Raw genomic sequence first — 26,536 nt, 5'->3', positions numbered from 1 at the left:
AACAAAAATGCCTCTCATCATGAGAGGCATAAATATACTAGAATAGTAGTAACCTCTCTCATATATCAAAATACCAAAAAGTATTTTGCAGGATTTAGCACCTGTTCATATGGGTATATGAATGGTTGCCGGGCGTCGCAGGGCCAGTCCCTCAGCCGCTCTTTATAAGAGAAAATGCTTTATTAAATTATATTCATAATATTATCTATTACATGAAAAGTCAATAATGTAATTAAAATTATTCAAAAAATTAGTGATGGTGTTCTACCTGTGGGGTGTTTTCTTCTATCGGATGAATTGGGTTCCTCACTTCTTGATGAATGCCCGATGCACAGATAATGGCGATGCTTAATAAGAATGTTAGATAGAAGGGAAGAGGTCGAGTTTTCAATGCTTCCTTTAATGAATGTTTTTTGTGCATGAGAAGCATCATGGCAAAAATACTAATTAAATAAATCAAATCCATGCTAATGATCATAAATGTAACTTCACTTGGTACTAACATGATGCCTAGCATTGCCCCCATCATACTTCCCATGAGACTTGACGCTTGAGCTTCAACGAGTCCGTTTGTTTTAAACGGCAGTCCTATAAAAACGGCAATGACAGCGCTAATGAGAATAGATAATACAGTTGCTTTCGCCATTTCTGGTAACCATACAGATATAATTAAACCGATTGTTAAACTACTTGTCATACCAACCACCATGGGAATACATTTAGAATATTGGGTAGCTATATCTTTGTTTTTTCTAACGGCACTAATAAAGAAAAAGAAACTGTAACCGACAATTAGAAATAGACTGAACAAAGCAAGCATATGCAAATGACCCTCCTTTAGATGCTGATTAAATATCTCGATGCCTCCTTTCATATATATTTTGTATCGTAGTGATTATGTCAGTAAGGAACTTTTTATATTGTTCATTCGTAAATAGATAAAGTTTTATAAGTTTTCATTCAGAACAGTTTTACAAAAAAAGGAGTTTTTATATGGGAGAAGAAATAAAGATTAGACCGATACATATAAATGATGCAAGAGATATTCATGAAATGCATAGGCAAGATTCTATTATTCAGCAGACTATGGCCTTATCATCAGGGCGATTAAAAAATATTGAAGATTATATTGAAGGACTTACGCATCAAGACCATGTATTTGTTGCAGAATGGAACGGTCATGTTATGGGAATAGCCTCTTTAGAAGAGAGAAGTGGAAAGTTGAGGTATAGTGGTAATGTGTCCATCTCAATTAATGAAGAAGTACAAGGGAAAGGGATTGGTAAGACGCTTCTTGAGCGAATAGTAAAGCTAGCCGATGAAGAATTAGGGCTCATCAGATTAGAGTTAGATGTATGTGCAGATAATATAAGGGCAATCGCTTTATATGAACTTTTTCATTTTAGACAAGAAGGTTATTTGCATAAGGCTCATTTCAGCCAGGGTGAATTTAAAGATGTCATAATTATGGGAAGAATTAAAGAGAACCTTAAAATAGAAACGATTGAATGTTAACTTTTCATTTCCTGTATACTAATTAAATCATATCTAAAGGAGAACAGCTGCTTTGAATCACTTAATAATGGAACAACTTAAAATCTATTTTAAAGGAATCAATCCAGATGATTTAGTTATGGAGCAGATGGAATTTGAAGAAAATGTGTATGATATCCTGCTGGAAGATTGGGGAGAGTCAATTGGCTCGGTTCGTATGGATGAATTAGGCGTGGCAGAATTTTTCATTTATACAGATGAACTGGATGAAATCCCAGGGGAAATGAGTAAGTTTGCTATGATCATGCAAGCAGAGCAGTTTATAGAAAAGTTCTATGATTCGACTTTCAGACATGGGTTATATTTGTCAGCATATATTGACTTAGGTGAATATCATATGATTTTATATAATCGCAAAGATGAACGATTGAATAAGGAACTTCCTCATTCCGGCATTAGTTTTACAATGCTGAGTAATGGTGTATTAAGTGCAGTCGAAAGAGAAAGCATGGATTTTGAACTAGTCTATCCAAAAAAACTGATTACGAATGAAGAGGCGAAGCGGATTTATTTAAACCATTTACACATGGTTCCTGTCATAGCGAAATATGATAAAGACGTATTTGTCGATGGGGACGATGGCTATCACTATGTTTATCAGTTGGAGGATTTTATTTATGGTGTACACACAAATGGGGAGGTACTTACCTCGGATTCATTTGGTGTAAGCAAAACGCTAGTGACATCATTACCCCATTTAGCCGATGATATTGATATTTATACTTTGGCAGGAATGACGGAAGACCATATGCTTGTAGCTGAAGTAAAAAAGAAGAGTGGTAGACTAGAGGTATGGAGTCAATTATCTAAAGAGTCCTTACGGGTGAGTGAGGAAGATTTATTAGATGATGAACTAGATATCCCTCATGCTATAAAATTTGTATTCAATTCGGAAGGAAGACTGCTTAAATTAATGGGCTTAGATGATTCTGAAACGGTTGCTTCTCGACATGTTCAGTCGAAAGTGGCGCTTTTAACTGCTACATCAGTGTTGCAAGCCATTTATCATAACCCTCATGATTATTTTAAACTGCAACAATTAGACGATGATGTAATCAATCAAAAACCGACAAACGGCATATATGATTATACGTTTATTCGACAAGAAAGAGGCGTCCAAGTTGCTGATGCTTTTGTTCATATTCAAATAGACGATAAGGGTTTGGTGAAATACGTAGACGTAGATAGTGAGGTACTCCAAGATTTCTCACATGTATCATTTGCTTCAACCCTTTCATTCAAAGATGCAACACAATTGATTAAGGAAAAACTTTTTATGGAATTAAGCTGGGGAAAGAATATAGAAAAGCATCAATACACATTAACTTATTTACCGACCTATCCACTTACGACTGGTCATATTAAGATGATTGATATGAATACTGGGGAACCGTGGATTATTGATACAAGTTGTATGGATCAATATTAAATCGAAAAATGCCTTCTATGCTGATAATGGATAGAGGCATTTTTTTTATTTTATAAGTGGACTGGTGCAAAGATACAAGGCTAACGCTTAGAGAATCGAGTTTAAGTTATATTTATTTGGGTAAAAAGTGTAAGGGGTTTATCGAACGGTTGTGTATTCTGTCAGACAAAGAATAATAAATAAAATTTGTCTTAAACTATAACAAAGGAATTTTAGAAGCAGATTAAAGTGTAGAAAAGATTTTTGGGAAAGGAATAATCTATGAAGAGAGTATCGAATGTTTTTTGGATTACTGTAGTAATTGTATTTATTTTTGTGGCTGTAGGTGTAGCTATTCCTAATGTGTTCGAGAGGGTAACGGCTAATTTACAAGGTTTTTTAACAAATGGTTTTGGATGGTATTATCTTATTTTGGTTACAATCATAGTGGCTTTTTGTCTGTTTCTTATTTTCAGTCCCATAGGCTCGATTAAGTTAGGAAAACAAGATTCTAAACCGGAATTCTCTACTATCTCTTGGTTTGCGATGTTGTTTAGTGCTGGTATGGGCATTGGGCTTGTGTTCTGGGGAGCGGCAGAACCCGTATCTCATTATGTGACACCTCCACTGGCTAACGGAGAAACAGACGAAGCGTTTAGAGAATCTTTACGATATACTTTTTTCCATTGGGGCATACATGCGTGGGCTATATATGGAATTGTCGCTTTAGTATTAGCGTATTTTCAATTTAGAAAAGACGAACCTGGTTTAATCTCTGCAACATTAAAGCCTCTTTTTGGAAAAGCGATGGACGGTTTTTGGGGTACACTGATTGATGTATTGGCTGTATTTGCAACAGTTGTCGGTGTAGCAACAACCTTAGGGTTTGGTGCAGCACAAATTAATGGAGGATTAACGTATTTATTCGGGATCCCTGACAGTTTTCTAGTACAAGTAATCATCGTTGCGATTGTAACAGTATTATTTATGCTTTCCGCTTGGTCAGGCTTGAGTAAAGGTATTCAATATTTAAGTAATGTAAATATGGTATTAGCAGTTATATTGGTACTACTTGTATTTGTGTTAGGACCAACAGTACTTATTATAAATATGTTCACTGATACGATAGGTGGTTATATACAAAATATAATGCGAATGAGTTTTAGTATCTCTCCACTGAATGAGGAACATCGATCATGGATAAATGACTGGACCATTTTTTATTGGGCATGGTGGATTTCATGGTCTCCATTTGTCGGGATTTTTATCGCGCGTGTTTCAAAAGGCAGAACAATAAGGGAGTTTATCTCAGGTGTATTATTAGCTCCAGCATTGGTTAGCATGTTCTGGTTTGCGGTATTTGGCACATCAGCCATTGACGTTCAAAGAAGTGGAGCGGTGGATTTAAGTCAATTTCCAACGGAACAAGTATTATTTGCCGTCTTTGGCGAGTTTCCATGGTCAATGGTAATTTCGATTATTGCCATCGTATTAGTAGCGATTTTCTTCATTACTTCAGCAGATTCCGCCACATTTGTACTAGGTATGCAAACAACTTATGGATCTTTGAATCCTCTTAATTCAGTCAAGCTGACTTGGGGAGTTGCCCAATCATTAGTAGCCTTAATACTCCTATATAGTGGAGGATTACAAGGTTTACAAAACGCATTAATTATATCCGCTTTTCCTTTCTCATTTATAATGATATTAATGATGATTTCAATTTATCGTTCATTAATGCAAGAAAAGAAAGAATTGGGTTTATATATTAAGCCGAAGAAAAGACAAAAAGAACAATAACTAAAAGAAGCGCGGACTTTCGTTCGCGCTTCTTTTTAGTTACAGTAAAGTATCATTTTTTATTTTGCTTTTCTTAAATCCATCATATGAAGCATAAACAGCTGAAATGATTGTAACAGCAATAGAGACCCCGATAATTGTGTCAAGAATGGAACTTATATTTGCTGCTGTTGTGTTGAAAATTTGGCTAAGTTCATTGATTAAATCGCTATGAAAAAGGTTTGGTTGCAGAATAATTAACAGGAACACGATAGTATACAAGAGTTGATATACCGTATTAATGGTTGCTAAAGATTTTGTCCACTGCCTCTTCACCCATTTGTATACCGTCAATGTGAGCTCGCATAAAAGAACAATTAAAACAAGTGGCCAGAATGAGAGAAGAAATTCTTGGTTGAAGATCGGTGTCAGTAGGGTTAACCCTGTTTCTTGATTATTTTGTGTATAGATACCGACTATATCAAGGGCGAAGAAATAAATACTACCCCAAATGGCAGTCCAGAGGAAGGCGGCAAAAATATCGACCTTCGTGATTCCTTTTTTCTTAGGAATAACAGTAATATTTTTTAAATCATCTGGTGTCCATTTTGCTCCTGTACCAGCGATTTCATAAGGTGCGACGCCAGTTCTTTCCATAATGATGAAGACAAAAGCGACCCAGAATACAACTTGGATAGCTGTGGATAGAACCGTCCAAATTCCTTTACCAAAGACAGTGAAAATATAAGTCCAATCTTGGTTGCTGTCTAGGTATGTGACTACTCCTTCAAAAACGATATAAGCAATAGCAAAGCCTATGGCAAGCTGTAAAATCATCTTCACAGTAGTCATGAATAAATCATAATAATCAGGACCGATTAAGTAGGAGGGGGCGTCGCGGTAATTCTTCGCGATTTCTGCAGGATCTCCTAAGTCCGCCAATACAGCTTTTTCATCGTCGAGCGTATAATTCTCTGGTAGTGCATCTAAAATGGACGACTTTAGCTCTAAAGCAATGTCATTCCGTTGTTTTTCAGGAAGGCGCTTTGTTACTTCATGTATATAGACCTCAATCCATTCCATTCTTCTTTTCCCCCTCTAATAATAAATTCATTTCAGTAGACATTTTTGTCCACTCCTCCTTTAATGCTGCGAATATTGTTTTCCCATAGTCACTAAGCTGATAATATTTTCTCGGTCTGCTTTCGGTTGTGTCCCAGCTACTAGTGACAAGTTCTTGTTTTTCCAACCGTCTAAGTAAAGGGTATAAAGTACTTTGCTCTATTTCTATGCCTGATTGTTCTAAGTTTTGTACTAAAGAGTATCCGTATTGTGGTTGGTCTAACTGACTTAAAACCGCTAATGTAAGAGTTCCGCGTTTAAGCTCCGTGGTAAGGGAATGTAATAGTTCTTTCAATTGTTATCACCTCGTTAATAACTATAGTGTATATCATACAGTATTATAAAATCAATAATAATGTGCATAATATTTTTCGACAACATTACTTAACATAAATCTCCAAGGTAGAATAGTTAAAAATGAGAAAGAATAAGAAGGCAGAGAGAAAGAGGCATTCGCATTATTTTCGTTCATCAGGTTTGTTAACTTGTGGGACAGTTATTTACATAAAGGAATATTTTTTACTAATGGTAACAAGCGGTGTTATGTTATGATAAACACTAGATTATAAGGAGGGGCAGATAAATGGAAGGCGCTTTTTCATTCCTTGATTCTGATAACACCTGGATTCAGCTAGGGATATCAATAGGAATCTTGATACTTTTTTTGATTTTTCGCGGTATTTTTGCAAAATATTTGTTTCAGCTATTAATGAAGGTGAGTAATAAGGCAAACTCTCAGCTTTTATCTCATATCTTTCTTTCATTTGAAAAACCGGTGAAATGGATTTTCATCATTGTGGGTCTATATATCGCAATGGACTTTTTCCCATATTTTGAACAACATAATAGGATATTTGTTGCTCTTGTAAAATCCGCTTTTATCACTATGATCGCTTGGGGATTATATAATGTGGCATCAGCTTCATCAGCGGTCTTTATAAAAATGCGTGATAAGTATAAGTTAGAGGTGGATGATATTCTCATTCCATTTTTATCACGTATGTTAAGAATAGTGATTATGGTTATTGCTGCAAGTATTATCTTGCAAGAATTTGGATACCAAATCAGTGGTCTTGTAGCAGGGCTTGGTATCGGTGGTGCTGCTATTGCTTTTGCGGCGAAGGATGCTATCGGTAATTTATTCGGAGGTTTTGTCATCATTACCGAGAAACCATTTACAATCGGTGATTGGATTATGACGCCGAGCGTGGAAGGGACGGTAGAGGATATTTCCTTTAGAAGTACAAAAGTCCGGACATTCGCACAAGCGATTGTTACGTTACCAAATGGGACAATTGCGAATGAACCTATAACGAATTGGAGCCGAATGGGAAAAAGACAAATTACGTTTAATTTATCAATCTCACATGAGACACCAAGACATAAACTGCAACGTATTGTCGATAGGATTCATACAACTTTAGTAAATAATGATGACATCCATCCAGAAACCATCTTTGTTACTTTCGATGAAATCAAAGATAATTCATATGACTTATTTTTATATTTCTTTACGAACACAACCAATTGGGGAGAATTCCTTAAAATTAAAGAGAATATTAACTTTCAAATCCTTGATATTCTAGAGCAAGAAGGTGTCATCATTGCGCTAGAAAGCACTCGCGTATATGTTGATTCCGACAAGCTCCTTACAGATCACAAGGAAAACAATGATCAATTAATGTTAGGGAAAGATTCTTAAAAACGAAATCGCTTCTTGTTTTAATACAGAAGCGTTTCTCTTTTTGAACAAATGATTGAATATTCTACATAATGGAAGGTGAGAAAGTGCAAAAATTATTATTAACCGGTTTTGAACCTTTTTTAGATTTTCCAATTAATCCAACCATGGAAGTTGTAGAAGCATTGGATGGCAAAGTAATCGGGGATTATCATGTTCAAACGGCCTTGCTCCCCGTCTCTTTTAAACATGTAAAGCAGGCAATGATAACCAAACTAGAAGAAATGAACCCAGATGCCGTGATACTACTGGGACTAGCAGCTGGTAGAGATAAAATAACACCCGAGCGGATAGCGATTAATGTAAATGATGGCCCCGTTGATAATAATGGAGTTCAACCAATGGATGAGCCCATTCATATGGATGGCGACGATGGTTATTTCTCTACACTACCTATTAGGCAAATGGTCGAAAGGCTTCATCATCAGGGTTTCCCAGCAAAAATCTCTAATACTGCAGGAGCTTATTTATGTAACCATGTGATGTACCAAGTACTGTATTATTTAAAAAAGCAAAACATCAATATCCCAGCAGGGTTTATTCATATTCCCGCGTCTCATCGATTAGCTTTAACCAATAGTAAACTGCCTAGTTGGAGTCAACATGATTTAACAAGGGCAATCGAAATATGTATAGAAACATTAGAATAGTTAGGGGAATCTAATGTGGTTTTTGATAGTAAGTTGGATAAGCAATTAAAGAAAGAAATTCGAATAGCATTAGAATCTGAAGGGTCTTGGCAATTGGAGGATATATCCTTTATAGGAAGAGGCGTAGTGAATGCTGTTTATCTAATTCAAGACCGATTAAAAGGAAAGTTTGCAGTAAGAACCCCTTGGCAAATAGAAGGAGAGAGTGGTGAAATTTCTTTAAAAAAAGAATATCAACTCTCTAAACATTGCTATGCTCATGGTTTCCCAGTTGCAAAAGTGTATCAATTATATATAGGAGAGAATATCAATTTTCTATTATCTGAGTACATATCTGGTCAACATGATAACTACAGAAGTGATCAAATTGGTGAAAAAATAAATGAATTACACCAACTCCCTGTTGAGGGCCTATCTATAATAGATCAACATAATCAATCCTTACCTAACATAATTTCTACAAGAATAGTGGATCGCCTACATCAAGTGAATACATTGTTATCTGCTGAATTTACTGTTCCTAATAAAGCTGAGATCGAAAAAATACTAAATACATCAACAAATCCAAATGTACTAATGCATTTAGATGTTAGACCACCGAATATCTTTACAGAGAATGGACGTTTAAGGGCGTTTATTGATTGGGACAATGCCTTTATAGGTGATCCTATTATGGAATTGACGCGAATCTTCGAGTCAAAGGAATTGGATGAAAAGGAATTTATGAAGGGGTACGGTGAGAGTCTCCTTGAACAGACTGACTCCCTCATCCAAAATATATATAGATTAGATACAACATTAATGTTAAGCCTTTTATTTGCGATAGACCTTAAAGATGGGAAGAAAAGGACGTACTATATGAACAGAACGAAAAATCTGTTAATAGATATAACAAAGAGGATGTAACAATAAGTAAAAAGGAGAATGCAACAATTGGATGCTAGGTAAACTTGCCTCTAAGTCTAAGCAGGTCATAAAAAAACTGCCACAAAACTTTATTTGTGGCAGTGAAAAACATTTATTACCCATTCTATTTGTTATGGACTGACTTTTCTTTTTCCGGTTGTTTATCTTTCTCTAATAAAACAATTAATCCTGGTAAAAGTACACCTCTTATAAGGAATGTATCTAACAAAATGCCGACAGCTACAATAAAGCCGAATACAAATAGTAGTTCAATAGGTTGTGTCATTAAAACAGCGAATGTTGCGGCTAAAATCAAGCCGGCAGAAGAAATGACGCCACCTGTATGAGAAACAGCTAATTGAACAGCTTCTTTTACACTATGGTGCTTTCTTTCTTCTTGAAAGCGGGAAACGAGCATAATATTATAATCGATTCCAAGTGCAACAAGAAATACGAAGGCATATAAAGGAACGCGGTTACTTACAGCATCGATACCGAAGAATATCTCTGTTAAAAATGTTCCCAATCCTAATGCTGCCAAGAATGATACGAGAATGGTACCCATCATATAGATTGGCATTTTGATCGATTTGGTCAAAACAATAAGGAGCAAGAAGATGAGGACCGTTTCAAGTGTAACAATCAAAAGGATATCATTATTATTCACTTTACGATCATCTAATGATGATGCTGTTTCACCTGCAAAATATATGTCGCCATCGATATTACTGTTGTCTAATAACGCTTTTTCCTCATTTACTATTTTTTCTAGTTCATTAATACTTTCAATTGCATAAGGACTATCATTGAAAGTCATGCGCAGTTGAAGAACTTGACCGTTTTCAGTTGTTCCCGAAGGTCTAACTTCATTTACTTCTGATCTTGTTGAAAGTTGTTCGACAAGAGAAGCAATTTGTTCTTCAGATAATGTCTGTGATGATTCAACTAAAACAGTTGTTGGTGCAAGGTCTCCGCTAGAGAAGTTTTCTTCTAATACCTCATAACCGACCCGAGATGGCATATCTTCAGGGAAAGATTTAATCGTATCAAATTCATAGTCTAAGTTTGAAATATTTAATGCTGAAACGACTAAGATAATCCCGACAGATATAACTGATACAATCGGTTTTTTGATAACGAATTGCCCTACCTTGCTCCAGAAAGAACTTCCTTTCACTGAATGCTCTCCCACTTGCGGTACTTTTGGCCAAAATGCTTTTCTCCCAAATAGCGCAAATAAAGCAGGAATGAGCGTTATTGATGAGATCATGATAATCGCCATTGCTGTTGCGAAAGTTGGTGCAAAGTTTCGATAATCACCAAACTCGGCAAAAAACAGAACAAGCATAGCGGCGAGAACTGTCCCTCCAGAGAAGAAAACAGGTGTGCCAACGCTTCTCATTGCCACTTTCATCGCTTCAAAAGAGTTTTCTTGGTTTTTTAATGCTTCTCTAAAACGGGAAAATACGAAAAGCGAATAGTCAACTACTGCTGCAAATAACAAGATCAACATAATCGAAATCGTTTGTTGACTAAGATCTAATCCTAGACTTCCGAAAATACCTAATGACTTCATAACGACTTCATAAACAAAACCAGCTGCTAATAGAGGGATGATAGCAAGCAGTGGCGACCGATAAATAACAATCAGTAAGACTAATATTAAAGCGACAGTTGATAAAATAAGGACAACATCAGCTCTTGAAAATAGGTCAAGAGAGTCAGCACTAATGCCAGCAGGCCCAGTTACCCAAAAGTTTAGGTCTGTTTGATCCTTGACGATATCTTGCATTTGGTGAATGGAAGTTTGAATATCTCCGCTCTCCATACTTGATGCAAATTGTAGTGGAATGACTGCTATAGATTGATCATCAGAGAAAAACCCTTTAAGTGCTTCAGGTGGTAATTGTTCTAGTGGAATGGTTTCAGTTATTCCTTTAATGTCATTATTTTTAAAACTATTTAGCTGTTCTGCTAATACAGAGGTTGCGAGTTGCTCATCATTTTTATCCTGAAAGACAAGGATAGCAGGAATACCGTCAGCGCTTGGAAAATATTTTTCTAATTTGTTTTGGGCGATAATCGATTGGCTATCTTCTGGGAGCGTAGCAATTCTCCCCACTTGATAATCTTTCGCATTAGGAGCAAAAAATGCTAAGCCTAGTGCGATGACTAGCCAACAGACGATGGTAGTCCACGCCCCTTTTTTCGTTGCTACTCGATCGGTAATAGTATGGAGCAAGTTTTTCATTTGATAGGACTTCCTTTCAAATTAGGTTGAGGTAAATATCATAAAAATTCAATTGTTCTATCATATTCTGCTCCAAAGTGACACATGTGTCAATTATTAAGTGCGTATCCCGTTACTTACCATTTCAATTATGGATTGAATCCATTTCTCACGGGGTAACTGAAAATGATTTGGAATGGCTACTGATTGAAAAATAAAGCCTAATATCATTGTATCTGGCAAGGAGGGGTTTAACTTTCCTTCTTGCTTTCCTAATCGGATAAAGTTTTGTAAGCATGTATACATATTGATTCTCATGTCTTTGAAATAAGTTTGATTTGCGACCGCTTTTTCGTTTGTTGCATTCACTTGCATAGTAATATTGATTAATTCCTGAATTTCAGTTCGTTCAAAGATAATTTCCATTAAGTACGCAAATTGCTGCTCAAAATCCCCTTTCTCCTCGATTTGTTCTAATTTTTTCATAAATTGATTCATTTCATAAATCATAAAAGCCGTAATAAGTTCATCCTTATTATCAAAATACTTATAAATTGTCCCTCTTGCTACATTTAGCCTTTCTGCCAATAAACTAAACGTAAATGCTTCATATCCAACTTCTAGTAATAATACTTGTGTATGTTCGTATAATTCTGTAATGGAGAACTTTCTATCTCTACCCAAATTTATTCACCTCATCAATAGTATAATCGTTTGGCATTTGTAATCTAAAGATATATCGCTTTCATTAATTAATACGTCAAAAGAAGGTAAAATGTTATATTGAAAACTACTTTCCTGAAACGATCCCGGAACAATTAATGAAGAAAAGGGATGGTAAGATGTTGCCCGTTTTGCAAAAAAAGAATATTAATCTGATTAGTAGAATAGGTATTTAGCATGAGCGTTAGTTAAACAATCATACATGATTAAGAAATACTGTTCATTTGAAAGTGCACCTCATTAGACCCCATTAGTATAGGAAGAGATTACTTTTTAGTAAAGTACAATAATATATTTATTAATTATGAATAGTTTAATTTTTAAGAAAATTAAAAATGTGATGTTGACTATAAAAAACAATAAAGTTAATATATAACATATGGTGGTAGACAATCTTACATAGTGAATCTATTACTATTGTTAAATATCTAAAAATTCTGTTAAACAACAGAATAAAGGGGGGCAATGATGAAGAAGATTTCTTTTGTGTTTATGAGTTGCGTTTTAGTAGTGTTGCTTACGCTAACAGGTTGCTCAAATGAAGACACAGGCGGAAAGGAAAGCGGGGATTCAAGTAACGGATCATCTGGAAGTTCTATTCTTAGTAAGGTGATTGATAATAAGAAGTTAGTAGCTGGAGTGAATGATGAATTGCCAGGGTTTGGATACATTGATGAGAGTGGTAAGAACGTTGGGTTTGATGTTGATTTCGCTAGAGTACTTGCAGCGGGTGCGATAGGGGATGCAGAAGCCGTTGAATTTAGACCTTTATCTGCTCAAGAGAGATTTACAGCTGTGCAAACAGGCGAAGTTGATGTGTTAATTAGAAATACAACTTGGACAACAAACCGTGATTCGGAAGTTGGCTTGAATTTTGCTCCAACAACATTTTATGATGGCCAAGGTATTATGGTAAGAGCTGACAGTGGAGTAGAGTCTCTTGAGGACTTAAAAGGTATGCGTATTGGTGTAGATACAGGAACCACAACAGAACTGAACTTAGCAGATCAGATGAGAGCGCTTGGTATTGAGCATGATGCGGTTGTGTTTGATGGTCAAGATGCAGTAGTAGCAGCGTATGAATCAGGAAGTATTGATGCTTGGACTACAGATAAATCAGGATTAGTTGCAAGGCAGGCGGTTATGGAAAATCCTGATGACCACAAGATTTTAGAAGAGAACTTATCGAAAGAGCCCCTAGGACCATCAGTAAAAGGTGGAGATGATAAATGGTTCGATGCGGTTAATTGGATGGTTTTTGCTACGATTCAAGCTGAAGAATTTGGTATCACTTCTAAAAATGTGGATGAATTTTTAGAATCGGAAAATCCTGAAATTAGAAGATTGTTAGGAACTGAAGGGAATCTTGGAGAACAGTTAGGTCTACCAAAAGACTTTGCCTACCAGATTATTAAGCAAGTAGGGAACTATGGTGAGATTTTTGAGAAGAATCTTGGGGCTGAAACCATATTCAAATTAGATAGAGGATTAAACGCATTACACACTGATGGCGGAATTCTTTATTCTCCTCCATTCCGTTAAGTAAAGATAGACCTGCTTGATGAGACTTCTCTATAGCAGGTCTTTTTTTAACCCTTAGTCAAATAGTTACCTTTAGAAGGGAGTGTAAGATGTGAGTAAACTGTTGAATCAGAAGAAGACGATTTCTCCACCATTTTGGCGAAATAAGAAGATTATCCCGATAATTCTACAAGTTGTATTTGCCATAATCATTTTAGCGTTAGGCTATCTTTTAATTAATAATGCATTAAGTGGGCTTAAACAAATAGGTATACAGTTAGGTTTCGATTTCCTTGCCAATACAGCGGGGTTTTCAATTTCTGAGGCGATGATTGATTATCAACCGACAGATACATATGGAAAAGCTTTAGTCATAGGCATGCTTAATACTTTGAGGGTTGCATTTTTTGGTATCATTTTGACGACTATTCTTGGATTGATTGTCGGTTTGTCAAGAATGTCGAAAAACTGGTTATTAAGTAAACTTGCTGGAGCATACATCGAAATTTTTCGAAATACGCCATTGCTTGTACAAATATTCATTTGGTTTTATGCCGTTTTCTTACCAATGCCAAAAATTCAAGAAGCCCTTCAAATGGGACCTATGCTTTTCTCAAATCGAGGGACAGCTATTCCTTGGTACGAAAAAAATCAAGGGATTTTACTCTGGGGCATTTTATTTCTCGTATCTTTCGTTATTGCATTCTTTGTATATCGTTTGATGTTAAAGAAACAAATAGAGTCAGGGAAGAAAAATTTCCCATCATTATGGGCGCTAGGTGTTATTGTGGTGGTTGCTATTGTCTCTTACGTAGTTACTGGAAACGCACCGGTATCCTTCCATACTCCGACTGTTGCAGGAAATGGGTTTGATGGTGGTTTTGTCCTATCACCTGGATTTTCCGCAATATTACTCGGGTTAGTCATTTATACATCGACGTTTATTGCAGAGATCATACGCGCTGGTGTCAATGGAGTCAATAAGGGACAATCTGAAGCCGCAAAGGCATTAGGGTTAAAGAATTCTACAGCTCTAAGATTAGTGATTTTCCCCCAAGCCATTAGAATTATCATTCCGCCTTTAACAAGTCAATATTTGAACTTAACTAAGAATTCAAGTTTGGCGGTTGCTGTTGGTTATCAAGAGATTGTGAGTATTGGAAACACAGTAATGAATCAAGCTGGACGACCGATAGAGGCCATTGCGATAATGATTGCTGTTTATTTAACCTTTAGTTTAATTACTTCTTTATTGATGAACTACTTTAATAAAAAAGCACAACTCGTTGAAAGGTAGGTGTAAGCATGAACAATGAACCTCAAATAAATGCAACTTCTGATTCATCGGTTGTGGGGCCCCCTAAAAACACAGTCGGTGTAGGTGGTTGGTTAAAGACGAACTTATTCAGTGGTTGGGCAAACATTATATTAACCATCGTGTCAGCTACCATTATTTCATATGTTGTCTTCCATACAGGCAAATTTATTTTTTTAGCTGATTGGACAGTTATAGAATCGAACTTTCGTTTACTCATGGTTGGTCAATTTCCATTAGAGGAGACTTGGAGAGTTTGGGCAGCTGTATTTCTCATTTCTGCTCTTTTAGGAAGTTCATGGGGGCTATGGCGAGGAGTGATGAGACATGTGGCGTTGGTTATTGCTGGGCTAATGGTCGTTTCGCTTATCCTACCATTTATTCAAACAAATACGAGGCTCATTCTCGTTGGAAATATTATTTGCATTTTCCTCTTTTATATCATAGGAAGAAAAGTAACAAAACTAAAAATACCAGTCTTATTACTATGGATTCTATTTATTCCGCTTGTTATTTCTCTATTTAATGGTTTCGGTATTTTGCCAAAAGTAAATTCTAATATTTGGGGAGGTTTCTTGTTAACGCTACTTATTGCAAGCGTGGCAATTGTTTGTTCTTTCCCATTGGGCGTTTTATTAGCTCTAGGAAGAAGAAGTAAACTCCCTGTAGTGAAATGGTTTTGTATCATTTATATTGAATTGATAAGAGGAATTCCTCTAATTACTATTCTGTTTGTATTTCAGTTAATGTTGCCGTTGTTTCTAGGCAATAGTATTGAAGTGAGTAATGTCCTAAGGGCGATGGTTGGTTTCACATTATTTAGTGCGGCGTATTTAGCTGAAAATATTAGAGGCGGATTGCAATCGATCCCGAGAGGACAGTTCGAGGCAGCACATGCTTTAGGTTTAAATTCCACATATACTATGGGTTTTATTGTTCTTCCTCAGGCTATCAAAGCTGTTATTCCGGCTTGTGTCGGTCAGTTTATCTCAATTTTCAAAGATACTTCTCTAGTAGCGATTGTAGGATTAACTGAATTATTAGGAATGGGACAAAAGGTGATTGCAAATCCCGCTTTTTTAGGTAAGAACATGGAAGTATTTCTTTTTATCGCGTTTATTTACTTTATATTCTGTTCGCTTATGTCATATGTAAGTAGAAGATTAGAAAATACATTAGGTGCCGGAGAGCGTTAGGAGGATATATAGACATGGAAAGTATATTTGGAGTTGAGAAATTAGATATACCTATTGAAAGAAGAGAAAATATAATAGAAGTGAAGGAATTAAATAAATGGTTTGGACAACTGCATGTTTTAAAAAATGTAAATATTAATGTGAAACAAGGTGAGGTTGTTGTTGTACTGGGACCATCTGGTTCAGGGAAGTCTACTTTTATTCGCACCCTTAATGCTTTAGAAGAGTTTCAACAAGGACAAATAAAAATAGATGGTATTGAGTTGACTGATGATTTAAGGAATATAGAAGAAATAAGAAAAGAAACAGGAATGGTTTTTCAATCTTTTAATCTCTTTCCACATATGACAATTCTAAAGAACATTTCTTTAGCACCGATTTGGGTTCGGAGGTGGAAGAAGAATAAAGCTGAACAAATCGCGAAGGAATTGCTTGAAAGAGTGGGTATTCCTGAACAAGCTGAAAAATACCCAGGTCAACTTTCAGGTGGGCAACAACAAAGGGTAGCAATTGCGAGAGCGTTGGCAATGCAACCGAAAATCATGTTATTTGATGAACCGACCTCAGCGTTAGATCCTGAAATGGTAAAAGAAGTATTGGATGTAATGAAGACGTTAGCTGAATCTGGAATGACAATGGTAGTTGTTACACATGAAATGGGGTTTGCTCGCCAAGTAGCTGACCGTATTGTTCTATTCGATTACGGTGAAATTGTTGAAGAGGGTACTCCAGAAGAATTATTTGATAACCCACAACATGAAAGGACGAAAGCATTCTTATCGCAAATATTATAATGTAAAAGGTGTTAGCATAAAATGAAAGTGCTGACACCTTTTTATTTATATAAAGGGATTAATTGAAATGGTTTAATTTTATTTAAAAAAAGTTATTGACGAATAATAATAACAAGTGCTACTATATTAAAGCAGTCGTTAATGACGCAGTAACTTACATAAGATTTTTTAAAAAAGTTATTGACATCAAACGCACTGGGTGATATATTAAGAAAGTCGCTTATGAAGCGAACGAGATTGTTCTTTGAAAACTGAACGAACATAAAACGTCAAGCGTAATTCTAAAAAAGCTGATTTATCAGCAACAAAGCACCATAGGTGCAAACGAGCTAATCAAACACTTTATTGGAGAGTTTGATCCTGGCTCAGGACGAACGCTGGCGGCGTGCCTAATACATGCAAGTCGAGCGAATCGGAGGGAGCTTGCTCCCGATGATTAGCGGCGGACGGGTGAGTAACACGTGGGCAACCTGCCTGTAAGACTGGGATAACTCCGGGAAACCGGGGCTAATACCGGATAATATCTATTTATACATATAATTAGATTGAAAGATGGTTCTGCTATCACTTACAGATGGGCCCGCGGCGCATTAGCTAGTTGGTGAGGTAACGGCTCACCAAGGCGACGATGCGTAGCCGACCTGAGAGGGTGATCGGCCACACTGGGACTGAGACACGGCCCAGACTCCTACGGGAGGCAGCAGTAGGGAATCTTCCGCAATGGACGAAAGTCTGACGGAGCAACGCCGCGTGAGTGATGAAGGTTTTCGGATCGTAAAACTCTGTTGTTAGGGAAGAACAAGTATCGGAGTAACTGCCGGTACCTTGACGGTACCTAACCAGAAAGCCACGGCTAACTACGTGCCAGCAGCCGCGGTAATACGTAGGTGGCAAGCGTTGTCCGGAATTATTGGGCGTAAAGCGCGCGCAGGCGGTTCCTTAAGTCTGATGTGAAAGCCCACGGCTCAACCGTGGAGGGTCATTGGAAACTGGGGAACTTGAGTGCAGAAGAGGAAAGTGGAATTCCAAGTGTAGCGGTGAAATGCGTAGAGATTTGGAGGAACACCAGTGGCGAAGGCGACTTTCTGGTCTGTAACTGACGCTGAGGCGCGAAAGCGTGGGGAGCAAACAGGATTAGATACCCTGGTAGTCCACGCCGTAAACGATGAGTGCTAAGTGTTAGAGGGTTTCCGCCCTTTAGTGCTGCAGCAAACGCATTAAGCACTCCGCCTGGGGAGTACGACCGCAAGGTTGAAACTCAAAGGAATTGACGGGGGCCCGCACAAGCGGTGGAGCATGTGGTTTAATTCGAAGCAACGCGAAGAACCTTACCAGGTCTTGACATCCTCTGACAATCCTAGAGATAGGACTTTCCCCTTCGGGGGACAGAGTGACAGGTGGTGCATGGTTGTCGTCAGCTCGTGTCGTGAGATGTTGGGTTAAGTCCCGCAACGAGCGCAACCCTTGATCTTAGTTGCCAGCATTTAGTTGGGCACTCTAAGGTGACTGCCGGTGACAAACCGGAGGAAGGTGGGGATGACGTCAAATCATCATGCCCCTTATGACCTGGGCTACACACGTGCTACAATGGATGGTACAAAGGGCTGCAAGACCGCGAGGTTTAGCCAATCCCATAAAACCATTCTCAGTTCGGATTGTAGGCTGCAACTCGCCTACATGAAGCCGGAATCGCTAGTAATCGCGGATCAGCATGCCGCGGTGAATACGTTCCCGGGCCTTGTACACACCGCCCGTCACACCACGAGAGTTTGTAACACCCGAAGTCGGTGGGGTAACCTTTTGGAGCCAGCCGCCTAAGGTGGGACAGATGATTGGGGTGAAGTCGTAACAAGGTAGCCGTATCGGAAGGTGCGGCTGGATCACCTCCTTTCTAAGGAATATACGGAATTAACTTGATGTTAGATTGTTCGTTCAGTTTTGAGAGTATAATCTCTCAATTCAATCGTTCTTTGAAAACTAGATAATGTAATGAAGAAGATTACCGAGTAATCGCCACCTTAGTTATTTTCTCTCTATATTATATAGAGCATGAAATACTAAACTTTTTTTAATGAACACAACCGTGAGGGAAGCGAAAGCAACCCAAACATAGGTTAAGTTAATAAGGGCGCACGGTGAATGCCTTGGCACTAGGAGCCGATGAAGGACGGGACTAACACCGATATGCTTCGGGGAGCTGTAAGTAAGCTTTGATCCGGAGATTTCCGAATGGGGAAACCCCCTATCCGTTATGGGATAGGATCCATACCTGAATACATAGGGTATGGAAGGCAGACCCGGGGAACTGAAACATCTAAGTACCCGGAGGAAGAGAAAGCAAACGCGATTCCCTGAGTAGCGGCGAGCGAAACGGGATTAGCCCAAACCAAGAGGCTTGCCTCTTGGGGTTGTAGGACATTCTATACGGAGTTACAAAGGAACGAGATAGACGAAGAGGTCTGGAAAGGCCCGCCATAGGAGGTAAAAGCCCTGTAGTCGAAACTTCGTTCCCTCCAGAGTGGATCCTGAGTACGGCGGGACACGAGAAATCCCGTCGGAAGCAGGGAGGACCATCTCCCAAGGCTAAATACTCCCTAGTGACCGATAGTGAACCAGTACCGTGAGGGAAAGGTGAAAAGCACCCCGGAAGGGGAGTGAAAGAGATCCTGAAACCGTGTGCCTACAAGTAGTTAGAGCCCGTTAATGGGTGATAGCGTGCCTTTTGTAGAATGAACCGGCGAGTTACGATTACATGCGAGGTTAAGTTGGACAGACGGAGCCGTAGCGAAAGCGAGTCTGAATAGGGCGAATATAGTATGTGGTCGTAGACCCGAAACCAGGTGATCTACCCATGTCCAGGGTGAAGTCCAGGTAACACTGGATGGAGGCCCGAACCCACGTACGTTGAAAAGTGCGGGGATGAGGTGTGGGTAGCGGAGAAATTCCAATCGAACTTGGAGATAGCTGGTTCTCTCCGAAATAGCTTTAGGGCTAGCCTCATGCGTAAGAATCTTGGAGGTAGAGCACTGTTTGGACTAGGGGCCCTCATCGGGTTACCGAATTCAGACAAACTCCGAATGCCAAAGATTTATCCATGGGAGTCAGACTGCGAGTGATAAGATCCGTAGTCAAGAGGGAAACAGCCCAGACCACCAGCTAAGGTCCCAAAGTATACGTTAAGTGGAAAAGGATGTGGAGTTGCTTAGACAACCAGGATGTTGGCTTAGAAGCAGCCACCATTTAAAGAGTGCGTAATAGCTCACTGGTCGAGTGACTCCGCGCCGAAAATGTACCGGGGCTAAACGTATCACCGAAGCTGTGGATTGAACATCGTAGATGTTCAGTGGTAGGAGAGCGTTCTAAGGGCGTTGAAGCTAGACCGTAAGGACTGGTGGAGCGCTTAGAAGTGAGAATGCCGGTATGAGTAGCGAAAGATGGGTGAGAATCCCATCCACCGAATGCCTAAGGTTTCCTGAGGAAGGCTCGTCCGCTCAGGGTTAGTCGGGACCTAAGCCGAGGCTGAAAAGCGTAGGCGATGGACAACAGGTTGATATTCCTGTACCACCGTATTCTGTTTGAGTGATGGGGGGACGCAGGAGGATAGGGTAAGCGCACTATTGGATGTGCGTCTAAGCAGTTAGAGGGACCATGAGGCAAATCCCATGGTCACATACCTTGAGCTGTGATAGCGAGGGAAATTTAGTACCGAAGTTCTTGATTCCACACTGCCAAGAAAAGCCTCTAGCGAGGAATAAGGTGCCCGTACCGCAAACCGACACAGGTAGGCGAGGAGAGAATCCTAAGGTGAGCGAGAGAACTCTCGTTAAGGAACTCGGCAAAATGACCCCGTAACTTCGGGAGAAGGGGTGCTCATTAGGGTGTTAAAGCCTTGATGAGCCGCAGTGAATAGGCCCAGGCGACTGTTTAGCAAAAACACAGGTCTCTGCGAAGCCGCAAGGCGAAGTATAGGGGCTGACGCCTGCCCGGTGCTGGAAGGTTAAGAGGAGAGGTTAGCTCACGCGAAGCTTTGAATCGAAGCCCCAGTAAACGGCGGCCGTAACTATAACGGTCCTAAGGTAGCGAAATTCCTTGTCGGGTAAGTTCCGACCCGCACGAAAGGCGTAACGATCTGGGCACTGTCTCAACGAGAGACTCGGTGAAATTATAGTACCTGTGAAGATGCAGGTTACCCGCGACAGGACGGAAAGACCCCGTGGAGCTTTACTGTAGCCTGATATTGAATTTTGGTACAGCTTGTACAGGATAGGTAGGAGCCTTAGAAGCCGGAGCGCTAGCTTCGGTGGAGGCGTCGGTGGGATACTACCCCCGCTGTATTGAAATTCTAACCCACATCCCTTATCGGGATGGGAGACAGTGTCAGGTGGGCAGTTTGACTGGGGCGGTCGCCTCCTAAAGAGTAACGGAGGCGCCCAAAGGTTCCCTCAGAATGGTTGGAAATCATTCGTAGAGTGTAAAGGCACAAGGGAGCTTGACTGCGAGACCTACAAGTCGAGCAGGGACGAAAGTCGGGCTTAGTGATCCGGTGGTTCCGCATGGAAGGGCCATCGCTCAACGGATAAAAGCTACCCCGGGGATAACAGGCTTATCTCCCCCAAGAGTCCACATCGACGGGGAGGTTTGGCACCTCGATGTCGGCTCATCGCATCCTGGGGCTGTAGTCGGTCCCAAGGGTTGGGCTGTTCGCCCATTAAAGCGGTACGCGAGCTGGGTTCAGAACGTCGTGAGACAGTTCGGTCCCTATCCGTCGTGGGCGCAGGAAATTTGAGAGGAGCTGTCCTTAGTACGAGAGGACCGGGATGGACGCACCGCTGGTGTACCAGTTGTCTTGCCAAAGGCATCGCTGGGTAGCTATGTGCGGAAGGGATAAGTGCTGAAAGCATCTAAGCATGAAGCCCCCCTCGAGATGAGATTTCCCATAGCGTAAGCTAGTAAGATCCCTGAAAGATGATCAGGTTGATAGGTTAGAGGTGGAAGTGTGGCGACACATGCAGCTGACTAATACTAATCGATCGAGGACTTAACCAATTCGAAATGCGGAGGCGCCTTGCCCAGGTGCGACAAGCATAAGCCAAATTTGACAGGAGGTTGTTCTTTAACCTCATGACAAATTTGGCTTATGACCTCGAGCACCTAGGCGCCGCAGCTAGACAGCACTACGTAAGTAGTAGCCAACTAGCAACGCATAGGCGATTACTCAAAACAATCTTCTTCAACATTACCTAGTTTTGAGGGAACGATTCCCTTACAATTTCATAGTCCGGTGGCGATAGCGAGAAGGTCACACCCGTTCCCATACCGAACACGGAAGTTAAGCTTCTCAGCGCCGATGGTAGTTAGGGGCTGTCCCCTTGTGAGAGTAGGACGCTGCCGGGCAAGCTACCCCATTTTTGGGGTTATTTTTTGGCCCCTTGGTCAAGCGGTTAAGACACCGCCCTTTCACGGCGGTAACACGGGTTCGAATCCCGTAGGGGTCACCATTTTGGAGGATTAGCTCAGCTGGGAGAGCATCTGCCTTACAAGCAGAGGGTCGGCGGTTCGATCCCGTCATCCTCCACCATTTTTGTGCATATTTGCCGGCCTAGCTCAATTGGTAGAGCAACTGACTTGTAATCAGTAGGTTGGGGGTTCAAGTCCTCTGGCCGGCACCACTTGTACGAGCCATTAGCTCAGTTGGTAGAGCATCTGACTTTTAATCAGAGGGTCGAAGGTTCGAGTCCTTCATGGCTCACCATTTATATATGCGGGTGTGGCGGAATTGGCAGACGCACCAGACTTAGGATCTGGCGCCGCAAGGCGTGGGGGTTCGACTCCCTTCACCCGCACCATTTTTATTTTCAATATTTGCGGAAGTAGTTCAGTGGTAGAACATCACCTTGCCAAGGTGAGGGTCGCGGGTTCGAATCCCGTCTTCCGCTCCATATGCGCCCGTAGCTCAATTGGATAGAGCGTTTGACTACGGATCAAAAGGTTAGGGGTTCGACTCCTCTCGGGCGCGTTTTGTTTCGGGAAGTAGCTCAGCTTGGTAGAGCACTTGGTTTGGGACCAAGGGGTCGCAGGTTCGAATCCTGTCTTCCCGACCACGAATACTTTCTAGGGGCCTTAGCTCAGCTGGGAGAGCGCCTGCTTTGCACGCAGGAGGTCAGCGGTTCGATCCCGCTAGGCTCCACCAATTCAATTTTTATACAATATATACTATGGCGGTGTAGCTCAGCTGGCTAGAGCGTACGGTTCATACCCGTGAGGTCGGGGGTTCGATCCCCTCCGCCGCTATTGCTTTTCTATTAATGGAGGAATACCCAAGTCTGGCTGAAGGGATCGGTCTTGAAAACCGACAGGGGTGTTAAAGCCCGCGGGGGTTCGAATCCCTCTTCCTCCGCCATTAATATTTATTATCGCGGGGTGGAGCAGTCCGGTAGCTCGTCGGGCTCATAACCCGAAGGTCGCAGGTTCAAATCCTGCCCCCGCAATCTGGTCCGGTAGTTCAGTTGGTTAGAATGCCTGCCTGTCACGCAGGAGGTCGCGGGTTCGAGTCCCGTCCGGACCGCCATTTACATATTCATTATTTTGGCTCAGTAGCTCAGTCGGTAGAGCAAAGGACTGAAAATCCTTGTGTCGGCGGTTCGATTCCGTCCTGAGCCACCATTTAGTCTTTTTTGGAGGGGTAGCGAAGTGGCTAAACGCGGCGGACTGTAAATCCGCTCCTTCGGGTTCGGCAGTTCGAATCTGCCCCCCTCCACCATCTAGGGGTATAGTTTAATGGTAAAACGAAGGTCTCCAAAACCTTTGATGTGGGTTCGATTCCTACTACCCCTGCCAATTATGGCGGTTGTGGCGAAGTGGTTAACGCATCGGATTGTGGTTCCGACATTCGTGGGTTCGATTCCCATCAGCCGCCCCATTTTAAATATTTTTATTGGGCTATAGCCAAGTGGTAAGGCAACGGATTTTGATTCCGTCATTCGTAGGTTCGAACCCTACTAGCCCAGTTATGGCAGCATAGCCAAGTGGTAAGGCAGAGGTCTGCAAAACCTTTATCCCCGGTTCAAATCCGGGTGTTGCCTTTATGCCGGTGTGGCGGAATTGGCAGACGCGCACGACTCAAAATCGTGTTCCTTCGGGAGTGTCGGTTCGACCCCGACCACCGGTATGTTGAATTTCTTAAATGCGGGTGTAGTTTAGTGGTAAAACCTCAGCCTTCCAAGCTGATGATGAGGGTTCGATTCCCTTCACCCGCTTAAATAGGGGCCTATAGCTCAGCTGGTTAGAGCGCACGCCTGATAAGCGTGAGGTCGATGGTTCGAGTCCATTTAGGCCCACCATTTATATTATTCCGCAGTAGCTCAGTGGTAGAGCATTCGGCTGTTAACCGAACGGTCGTAGGTTCGAATCCTACCTGCGGAGCCATACATATTTTTAGTTTGCGCCTTTAGCTCAGCTGGATAGAGCAACAGCCTTCTAAGCTGTGGGTCAGAGGTTCGAATCCTCTAAGGCGCGTCAAAGCTCATAAATCTTTTATAAGATTTATGAGCTTTTTTTGTATGATTAAGTTTTAAAACCAGCTTCTAGCATCTAGTTAAAGCTATATTGAATAGTCCATAAAAAAAGCTTCCATAAATGGAAGCTAAAAAGGGGGATTTACACTTGTAATAAAAGTTTCTCCAAATGAATCTTTTCTTATACCTATTATTTCTTCACTTTACTTATTTTTATTATTAACAAATTATTTCACTTTTCTAACACATATTATTAGTAAAATAAAATAAGAAGGATTAGAAGTTTAAGAAAGAGGGGCTTTTTATGAAGAAGTGGATATCAACAATGTTTTCTGTAATCATGATTACTTTTCTAGCTGCTTGTGGAAGTGCGGGGAATGATGCAGATTCTAGTGGTAGCGAAGGATCAGTTCCTGCTGCAATCGATGCCAGTATCTCAATACCAAGTCAGATTACAAGGAACGAAGAAGTGCGTTTGGAAGTGAGCGTTACTCAGGGAGACGAGTCTGTGGAAGATGCAGATGAAGTGAAATTTGAAGTGTGGGAAGATGGGAAAAAGGATAATAGTGAATTAATAGAAGCTGATCACGAGAATGATGGAAAGTATGTGGCATCTTATACATTTGAAAAAGATGCTATCTATCATATTCAGTCACATGTCACAGCAAGAAGTATGCACACGATGCCTAAGGTTAAAGTGGCGGTAGGTAGTGCTATAATAGATAACGAAGAAGAAAATCAAGGCCACAGCGCACATGAGCATGATGGAAATGTAGCGATACATATAAGTCCTACTGCTGATATTAAGACGAATGAGGAAACGCCATTTGATATTCATATAACTAAAGAAGAACATGGACTTGAAGAGGCAAATGTGAGGTTAGAAATCGTTCAAACAATTGATGAACATCAGGTGGCTTGGGTAGATGCAGCAGAGCAAACTAGTGGGATGTATACAGCAACCTATGCATTTACTGATAATGGAACATACAAGATTGTCGTTCATGTTGAAAACGATGAAGGTTTACATGAACATAGTGAGTTTGAGGTCATAGTAAATTAACGGTAAAAGAAAGATATTTGCATATGCAGATATCTTTTTTAGCTTATTTAATAGGTAGTTTTCTTGTTAAGCAAGTGAAGTTGCCTTTAATATTGATGAATTTTATACTAATCATAATCAAACTTTCACACTATAAAGAAGAAGCCCTTTATAATAGAAGTAAGTAATTGAAATCAGGAGAGAATAGCTAATGACAAATACTCATTTATTTTTTAATACAAGCATTGGTAAACAGAAACCTAATAGTATAAGGAATAAAGAACAAGTGTGTCCATTCTGTCAGAGAGAGCAATTGACGAATATTATTGCGGAGGAAGGTCCAATCATTTGGTTGGAGAATAAATATCCCGTTTTAGAAAATGCTCATCAAACGGTCTTAATCGAGACAGATAAGTGTAACTCGGAACTTTCACAATATGATGACAAGCATTTAGTCAGCTTGATTACATTTGGTTTAGACAAATGGTTAAGTATGGAGAAAAGTGATAAATATAAATCTGTGATTTTTTTCAAGAATCATGGACCTCATTCAGGTGGAAGCATTGCTCATCCTCATATGCAAATTGTTGGCTTATATGATATTGTGTATCAACATAAAGTTCAGGTTGACGATTTTGTAGGAGAATTAATTGATCAACATGGTGATACTGAATTTTCTCTATCGAATAAACCACGTATTGGCTTTTATGAATTTAATGTTAAATTAGGTGAGAAAAGGGATATAGCAGCGTTTGCTAAATATATTCAAATGGCAACGAAATATATTCTGAGAGATTTTCCATTTACATGTAACAGTTATAATCTATTTTTTTACCATTTTGAGAATGAGATATATGCAAAGATTGTCCCTCGATACGTAACAAGTCCGCTTTTTATCGGATTTTTCTTGCCGCAAGTACCTAATAATATTATGTGGATGGTAAAAGATATTCAAAGTAAATATGTACAATTATAGGTGAATGATTACTCTGTTACAAAAAAGAAATATACGTAGCAGTTGTGATTTTTATCTAAAAAAAA

The 26,536-nt window shown here is 40.0% G+C and carries 17 protein-coding genes, 24 tRNA genes, 3 rRNA genes and 1 riboswitch; of the genes, 39 read left to right on the top strand and 5 right to left on the bottom strand.

The genetic code is table 11. The features are described from left to right. Positions 1 to 55: 55 nt before the first annotated feature. A riboswitch (SAM riboswitch) is annotated at positions 56 to 171 on the bottom strand. Between the two features lie 79 nt (positions 172 to 250). Beyond that, positions 251 to 820, bottom strand: coding sequence for a hypothetical protein (locus MHH73_RS18930; protein ID WP_191812736.1), 570 nt, complete (start codon positions 818 to 820; stop codon positions 251 to 253). Between the two features lie 173 nt (positions 821 to 993). On the opposite strand from MHH73_RS18930, the gene MHH73_RS18925 reads away from it, so the two are divergent. The 3 genes from MHH73_RS18925 (at position 994) to MHH73_RS18915 (ending at position 4,762) form a co-directional block, all read left to right on the top strand. Beyond that, complete coding sequence (locus tag MHH73_RS18925) at positions 994 to 1,515, top strand: GNAT family N-acetyltransferase (protein ID WP_191812734.1); 522 nt, start codon at positions 994 to 996, stop codon at positions 1,513 to 1,515. Between the two features lie 52 nt (positions 1,516 to 1,567). Continuing rightward, the gene (locus tag MHH73_RS18920; RefSeq protein ID WP_341068657.1) at positions 1,568 to 2,983 is read left to right on the top strand and encodes a hypothetical protein; all 1,416 of its coding nucleotides are present in this window, start codon (positions 1,568 to 1,570) and stop codon (positions 2,981 to 2,983) included. A gap of 261 nt (positions 2,984 to 3,244) precedes the next feature. Continuing rightward, positions 3,245 to 4,762 carry a glycine betaine uptake BCCT transporter gene (locus MHH73_RS18915; protein ID WP_191812730.1) on the top strand — a complete coding sequence of 506 codons (1,518 nt, stop codon included), beginning with the start codon at positions 3,245 to 3,247 and terminating at the stop codon, positions 4,760 to 4,762. A 39-nt stretch (positions 4,763 to 4,801) separates the two neighbouring features. On the opposite strand, the gene MHH73_RS18910 is transcribed toward MHH73_RS18915, so the two are convergent. Both MHH73_RS18910 and MHH73_RS18905 read right to left on the bottom strand, forming a co-directional pair. Further along, positions 4,802 to 5,824 (bottom strand): HAAS signaling domain-containing protein, encoded by a 1,023-nt coding sequence (locus MHH73_RS18910; protein ID WP_191812728.1) that lies wholly within the window; start codon positions 5,822 to 5,824, stop codon positions 4,802 to 4,804. Beyond that, positions 5,811 to 6,158, bottom strand: a complete 348-nt coding sequence (locus MHH73_RS18905) for a PadR family transcriptional regulator (protein WP_191812726.1) — start codon at positions 6,156 to 6,158, stop codon at positions 5,811 to 5,813. Before MHH73_RS18905 ends, MHH73_RS18910 begins: the two co-directional genes overlap by 14 nt. Positions 6,159 to 6,446: 288 nt before the next feature. On the opposite strand from MHH73_RS18905, the gene MHH73_RS18900 reads away from it, so the two are divergent. The 3 genes from MHH73_RS18900 to MHH73_RS18890 all read left to right on the top strand — a co-directional run bounded on the left by MHH73_RS18900 (position 6,447) and on the right by MHH73_RS18890 (position 9,160). Then, on the top strand, positions 6,447 to 7,565 hold the full coding sequence (locus MHH73_RS18900) for a mechanosensitive ion channel family protein (protein ID WP_341068652.1): 1,119 nt from the start codon (positions 6,447 to 6,449) through the stop codon (positions 7,563 to 7,565). A gap of 86 nt (positions 7,566 to 7,651) precedes the next feature. Continuing rightward, positions 7,652 to 8,254 carry a pyroglutamyl-peptidase I gene (locus MHH73_RS18895; RefSeq protein WP_341068650.1) on the top strand — a complete coding sequence of 201 codons (603 nt, stop codon included), beginning with the start codon at positions 7,652 to 7,654 and terminating at the stop codon, positions 8,252 to 8,254. Between the two features lie 15 nt (positions 8,255 to 8,269). Further along, positions 8,270 to 9,160, top strand: coding sequence for an aminoglycoside phosphotransferase family protein (locus tag MHH73_RS18890; protein WP_341068647.1), 891 nt, complete (start codon positions 8,270 to 8,272; stop codon positions 9,158 to 9,160). Between the two features lie 124 nt (positions 9,161 to 9,284). Here the strand turns inward: MHH73_RS18890 and MHH73_RS18885 are convergent, their stop codons facing one another. Beyond that, positions 9,285 to 11,411, bottom strand: a complete 2,127-nt coding sequence (locus MHH73_RS18885) for an MMPL family transporter (protein ID WP_341068645.1) — start codon at positions 11,409 to 11,411, stop codon at positions 9,285 to 9,287. Positions 11,412 to 11,507: 96 nt separating this feature from the next. After that, positions 11,508 to 12,074 (bottom strand): TetR/AcrR family transcriptional regulator, encoded by a 567-nt coding sequence (locus tag MHH73_RS18880; RefSeq protein WP_191812717.1) that lies wholly within the window; start codon positions 12,072 to 12,074, stop codon positions 11,508 to 11,510. Between the two features lie 507 nt (positions 12,075 to 12,581). On the opposite strand from MHH73_RS18880, the gene MHH73_RS18875 reads away from it, so the two are divergent. From MHH73_RS18875 to MHH73_RS18715, 33 genes are all read left to right on the top strand, one after another. Then, positions 12,582 to 13,655, top strand: a complete 1,074-nt coding sequence (locus MHH73_RS18875; RefSeq protein WP_341068642.1) for an amino acid ABC transporter substrate-binding protein — start codon at positions 12,582 to 12,584, stop codon at positions 13,653 to 13,655. Between the two features lie 91 nt (positions 13,656 to 13,746). Continuing rightward, positions 13,747 to 14,931: an amino acid ABC transporter permease gene (locus MHH73_RS18870; protein ID WP_341068640.1), complete on the top strand. Its 1,185-nt coding sequence runs from the start codon at positions 13,747 to 13,749 to the stop codon at positions 14,929 to 14,931. An 8-nt stretch (positions 14,932 to 14,939) separates the two neighbouring features. Beyond that, positions 14,940 to 16,145, top strand: coding sequence for an amino acid ABC transporter permease (locus MHH73_RS18865; protein ID WP_341068637.1), 1,206 nt, complete (start codon positions 14,940 to 14,942; stop codon positions 16,143 to 16,145). A 14-nt stretch (positions 16,146 to 16,159) separates the two neighbouring features. Further along, positions 16,160 to 16,939 (top strand): amino acid ABC transporter ATP-binding protein, encoded by a 780-nt coding sequence (locus tag MHH73_RS18860; protein ID WP_191812711.1) that lies wholly within the window; start codon positions 16,160 to 16,162, stop codon positions 16,937 to 16,939. 342 nt (positions 16,940 to 17,281) lie between these two features. Then, positions 17,282 to 18,830: ribosomal RNA gene (locus tag MHH73_RS18855) — 16S ribosomal RNA — on the top strand. Positions 18,831 to 19,051: 221 nt separating this feature from the next. Beyond that, a 23S ribosomal RNA gene (locus tag MHH73_RS18850) occupies positions 19,052 to 21,985 on the top strand. Positions 21,986 to 22,216: 231 nt separating this feature from the next. After that, positions 22,217 to 22,333, top strand: a 5S ribosomal RNA gene (gene rrf, locus MHH73_RS18845). The 16S, 23S and 5S rRNA genes sit together here with 24 tRNA genes alongside, the layout of an rRNA operon. A 29-nt stretch (positions 22,334 to 22,362) precedes the next feature. Beyond that, a tRNA-Glu gene (locus MHH73_RS18840) sits at positions 22,363 to 22,437 on the top strand. 4 nt (positions 22,438 to 22,441) lie between these two features. After that, positions 22,442 to 22,517 (top strand) — tRNA-Val (locus tag MHH73_RS18835). A gap of 15 nt (positions 22,518 to 22,532) precedes the next feature. Next, a tRNA-Thr gene (locus MHH73_RS18830) sits at positions 22,533 to 22,608 on the top strand. Between the two features lie 7 nt (positions 22,609 to 22,615). After that, positions 22,616 to 22,691, top strand: a tRNA-Lys gene (locus tag MHH73_RS18825). Between the two features lie 9 nt (positions 22,692 to 22,700). Continuing rightward, positions 22,701 to 22,785: transfer RNA gene (locus MHH73_RS18820), tRNA-Leu, on the top strand. 18 nt (positions 22,786 to 22,803) lie between these two features. Next, a tRNA-Gly gene (locus MHH73_RS18815) sits at positions 22,804 to 22,878 on the top strand. 3 nt (positions 22,879 to 22,881) lie between these two features. Continuing rightward, a tRNA-Arg gene (locus tag MHH73_RS18810) sits at positions 22,882 to 22,955 on the top strand. An 8-nt stretch (positions 22,956 to 22,963) separates the two neighbouring features. Further along, positions 22,964 to 23,040: transfer RNA gene (locus tag MHH73_RS18805), tRNA-Pro, on the top strand. A 13-nt stretch (positions 23,041 to 23,053) separates the two neighbouring features. Further along, positions 23,054 to 23,129: transfer RNA gene (locus tag MHH73_RS18800), tRNA-Ala, on the top strand. Between the two features lie 27 nt (positions 23,130 to 23,156). Then, a tRNA-Met gene (locus tag MHH73_RS18795) sits at positions 23,157 to 23,230 on the top strand. Positions 23,231 to 23,246: 16 nt separating this feature from the next. Then, a tRNA-Ser gene (locus MHH73_RS18790) sits at positions 23,247 to 23,339 on the top strand. 14 nt (positions 23,340 to 23,353) lie between these two features. Next, positions 23,354 to 23,427: transfer RNA gene (locus MHH73_RS18785), tRNA-Met, on the top strand. 3 nt (positions 23,428 to 23,430) lie between these two features. Then, positions 23,431 to 23,507, top strand: a tRNA-Asp gene (locus MHH73_RS18780). Between the two features lie 19 nt (positions 23,508 to 23,526). After that, a tRNA-Phe gene (locus MHH73_RS18775) sits at positions 23,527 to 23,602 on the top strand. 13 nt (positions 23,603 to 23,615) lie between these two features. After that, a tRNA-Tyr gene (locus tag MHH73_RS18770) sits at positions 23,616 to 23,699 on the top strand. 3 nt (positions 23,700 to 23,702) lie between these two features. Next, positions 23,703 to 23,776 (top strand) — tRNA-Trp (locus MHH73_RS18765). A gap of 6 nt (positions 23,777 to 23,782) precedes the next feature. After that, positions 23,783 to 23,858 (top strand) — tRNA-His (locus MHH73_RS18760). Positions 23,859 to 23,874: 16 nt separating this feature from the next. Next, a tRNA-Gln gene (locus tag MHH73_RS18755) sits at positions 23,875 to 23,946 on the top strand. Between the two features lie 4 nt (positions 23,947 to 23,950). Further along, a tRNA-Cys gene (locus tag MHH73_RS18750) sits at positions 23,951 to 24,021 on the top strand. Positions 24,022 to 24,025: 4 nt separating this feature from the next. Next, positions 24,026 to 24,107: transfer RNA gene (locus MHH73_RS18745), tRNA-Leu, on the top strand. 17 nt (positions 24,108 to 24,124) lie between these two features. Further along, positions 24,125 to 24,195 (top strand) — tRNA-Gly (locus tag MHH73_RS18740). A 7-nt stretch (positions 24,196 to 24,202) separates the two neighbouring features. After that, positions 24,203 to 24,279: transfer RNA gene (locus MHH73_RS18735), tRNA-Ile, on the top strand. Positions 24,280 to 24,289: 10 nt separating this feature from the next. Next, positions 24,290 to 24,364, top strand: a tRNA-Asn gene (locus MHH73_RS18730). 16 nt (positions 24,365 to 24,380) lie between these two features. Beyond that, a tRNA-Arg gene (locus MHH73_RS18725) sits at positions 24,381 to 24,454 on the top strand. Between the two features lie 303 nt (positions 24,455 to 24,757). Further along, on the top strand, positions 24,758 to 25,516 hold the full coding sequence (locus MHH73_RS18720; protein WP_191817090.1) for a FixH family protein: 759 nt from the start codon (positions 24,758 to 24,760) through the stop codon (positions 25,514 to 25,516). A gap of 190 nt (positions 25,517 to 25,706) precedes the next feature. Beyond that, on the top strand, positions 25,707 to 26,471 hold the full coding sequence (locus MHH73_RS18715; protein ID WP_191817089.1) for a DUF4931 domain-containing protein: 765 nt from the start codon (positions 25,707 to 25,709) through the stop codon (positions 26,469 to 26,471). Positions 26,472 to 26,536 lie beyond the last annotated feature (65 nt).

Source organism: Cytobacillus sp. FSL K6-0265 (assembly GCF_038003465.1).
Lineage (GTDB): Bacteria > Bacillota > Bacilli > Bacillales > Cytobacillaceae > Cytobacillus > Cytobacillus stercorigallinarum.
The sequence above is the reverse complement of the archived record's forward strand: the minus strand, read 5'-3'. Positions and strand labels throughout refer to the sequence as shown.

Excerpts from the sequence above, each read along its gene's own strand:
- MHH73_RS18865 (WP_341068637.1), top strand. The coding sequence starts at position 14,940 with ATGAACAATGAACCTCAAATAAATGCAACTTCTGATTCATCGGTTGTG.
- MHH73_RS18875 (WP_341068642.1), top strand. The coding sequence starts at position 12,582 with ATGAAGAAGATTTCTTTTGTGTTTATGAGTTGCGTTTTAGTAGTGTTG.
- MHH73_RS18910 (WP_191812728.1), bottom strand. The coding sequence starts at position 5,824 with ATGGAATGGATTGAGGTCTATATACATGAAGTAACAAAGCGCCTTCCT.
- MHH73_RS18720 (WP_191817090.1), top strand. The coding sequence starts at position 24,758 with ATGAAGAAGTGGATATCAACAATGTTTTCTGTAATCATGATTACTTTT.
- MHH73_RS18715 (WP_191817089.1), top strand. The coding sequence starts at position 25,707 with ATGACAAATACTCATTTATTTTTTAATACAAGCATTGGTAAACAGAAA.
- MHH73_RS18925 (WP_191812734.1), top strand. The coding sequence starts at position 994 with ATGGGAGAAGAAATAAAGATTAGACCGATACATATAAATGATGCAAGA.
- MHH73_RS18885 (WP_341068645.1), bottom strand. The coding sequence starts at position 11,411 with ATGAAAAACTTGCTCCATACTATTACCGATCGAGTAGCAACGAAAAAA.
- MHH73_RS18900 (WP_341068652.1), top strand. The coding sequence starts at position 6,447 with ATGGAAGGCGCTTTTTCATTCCTTGATTCTGATAACACCTGGATTCAG.
- MHH73_RS18860 (WP_191812711.1), top strand. The coding sequence starts at position 16,160 with ATGGAAAGTATATTTGGAGTTGAGAAATTAGATATACCTATTGAAAGA.
- MHH73_RS18915 (WP_191812730.1), top strand. The coding sequence starts at position 3,245 with ATGAAGAGAGTATCGAATGTTTTTTGGATTACTGTAGTAATTGTATTT.
- MHH73_RS18930 (WP_191812736.1), bottom strand. The coding sequence starts at position 820 with ATGCTTGCTTTGTTCAGTCTATTTCTAATTGTCGGTTACAGTTTCTTT.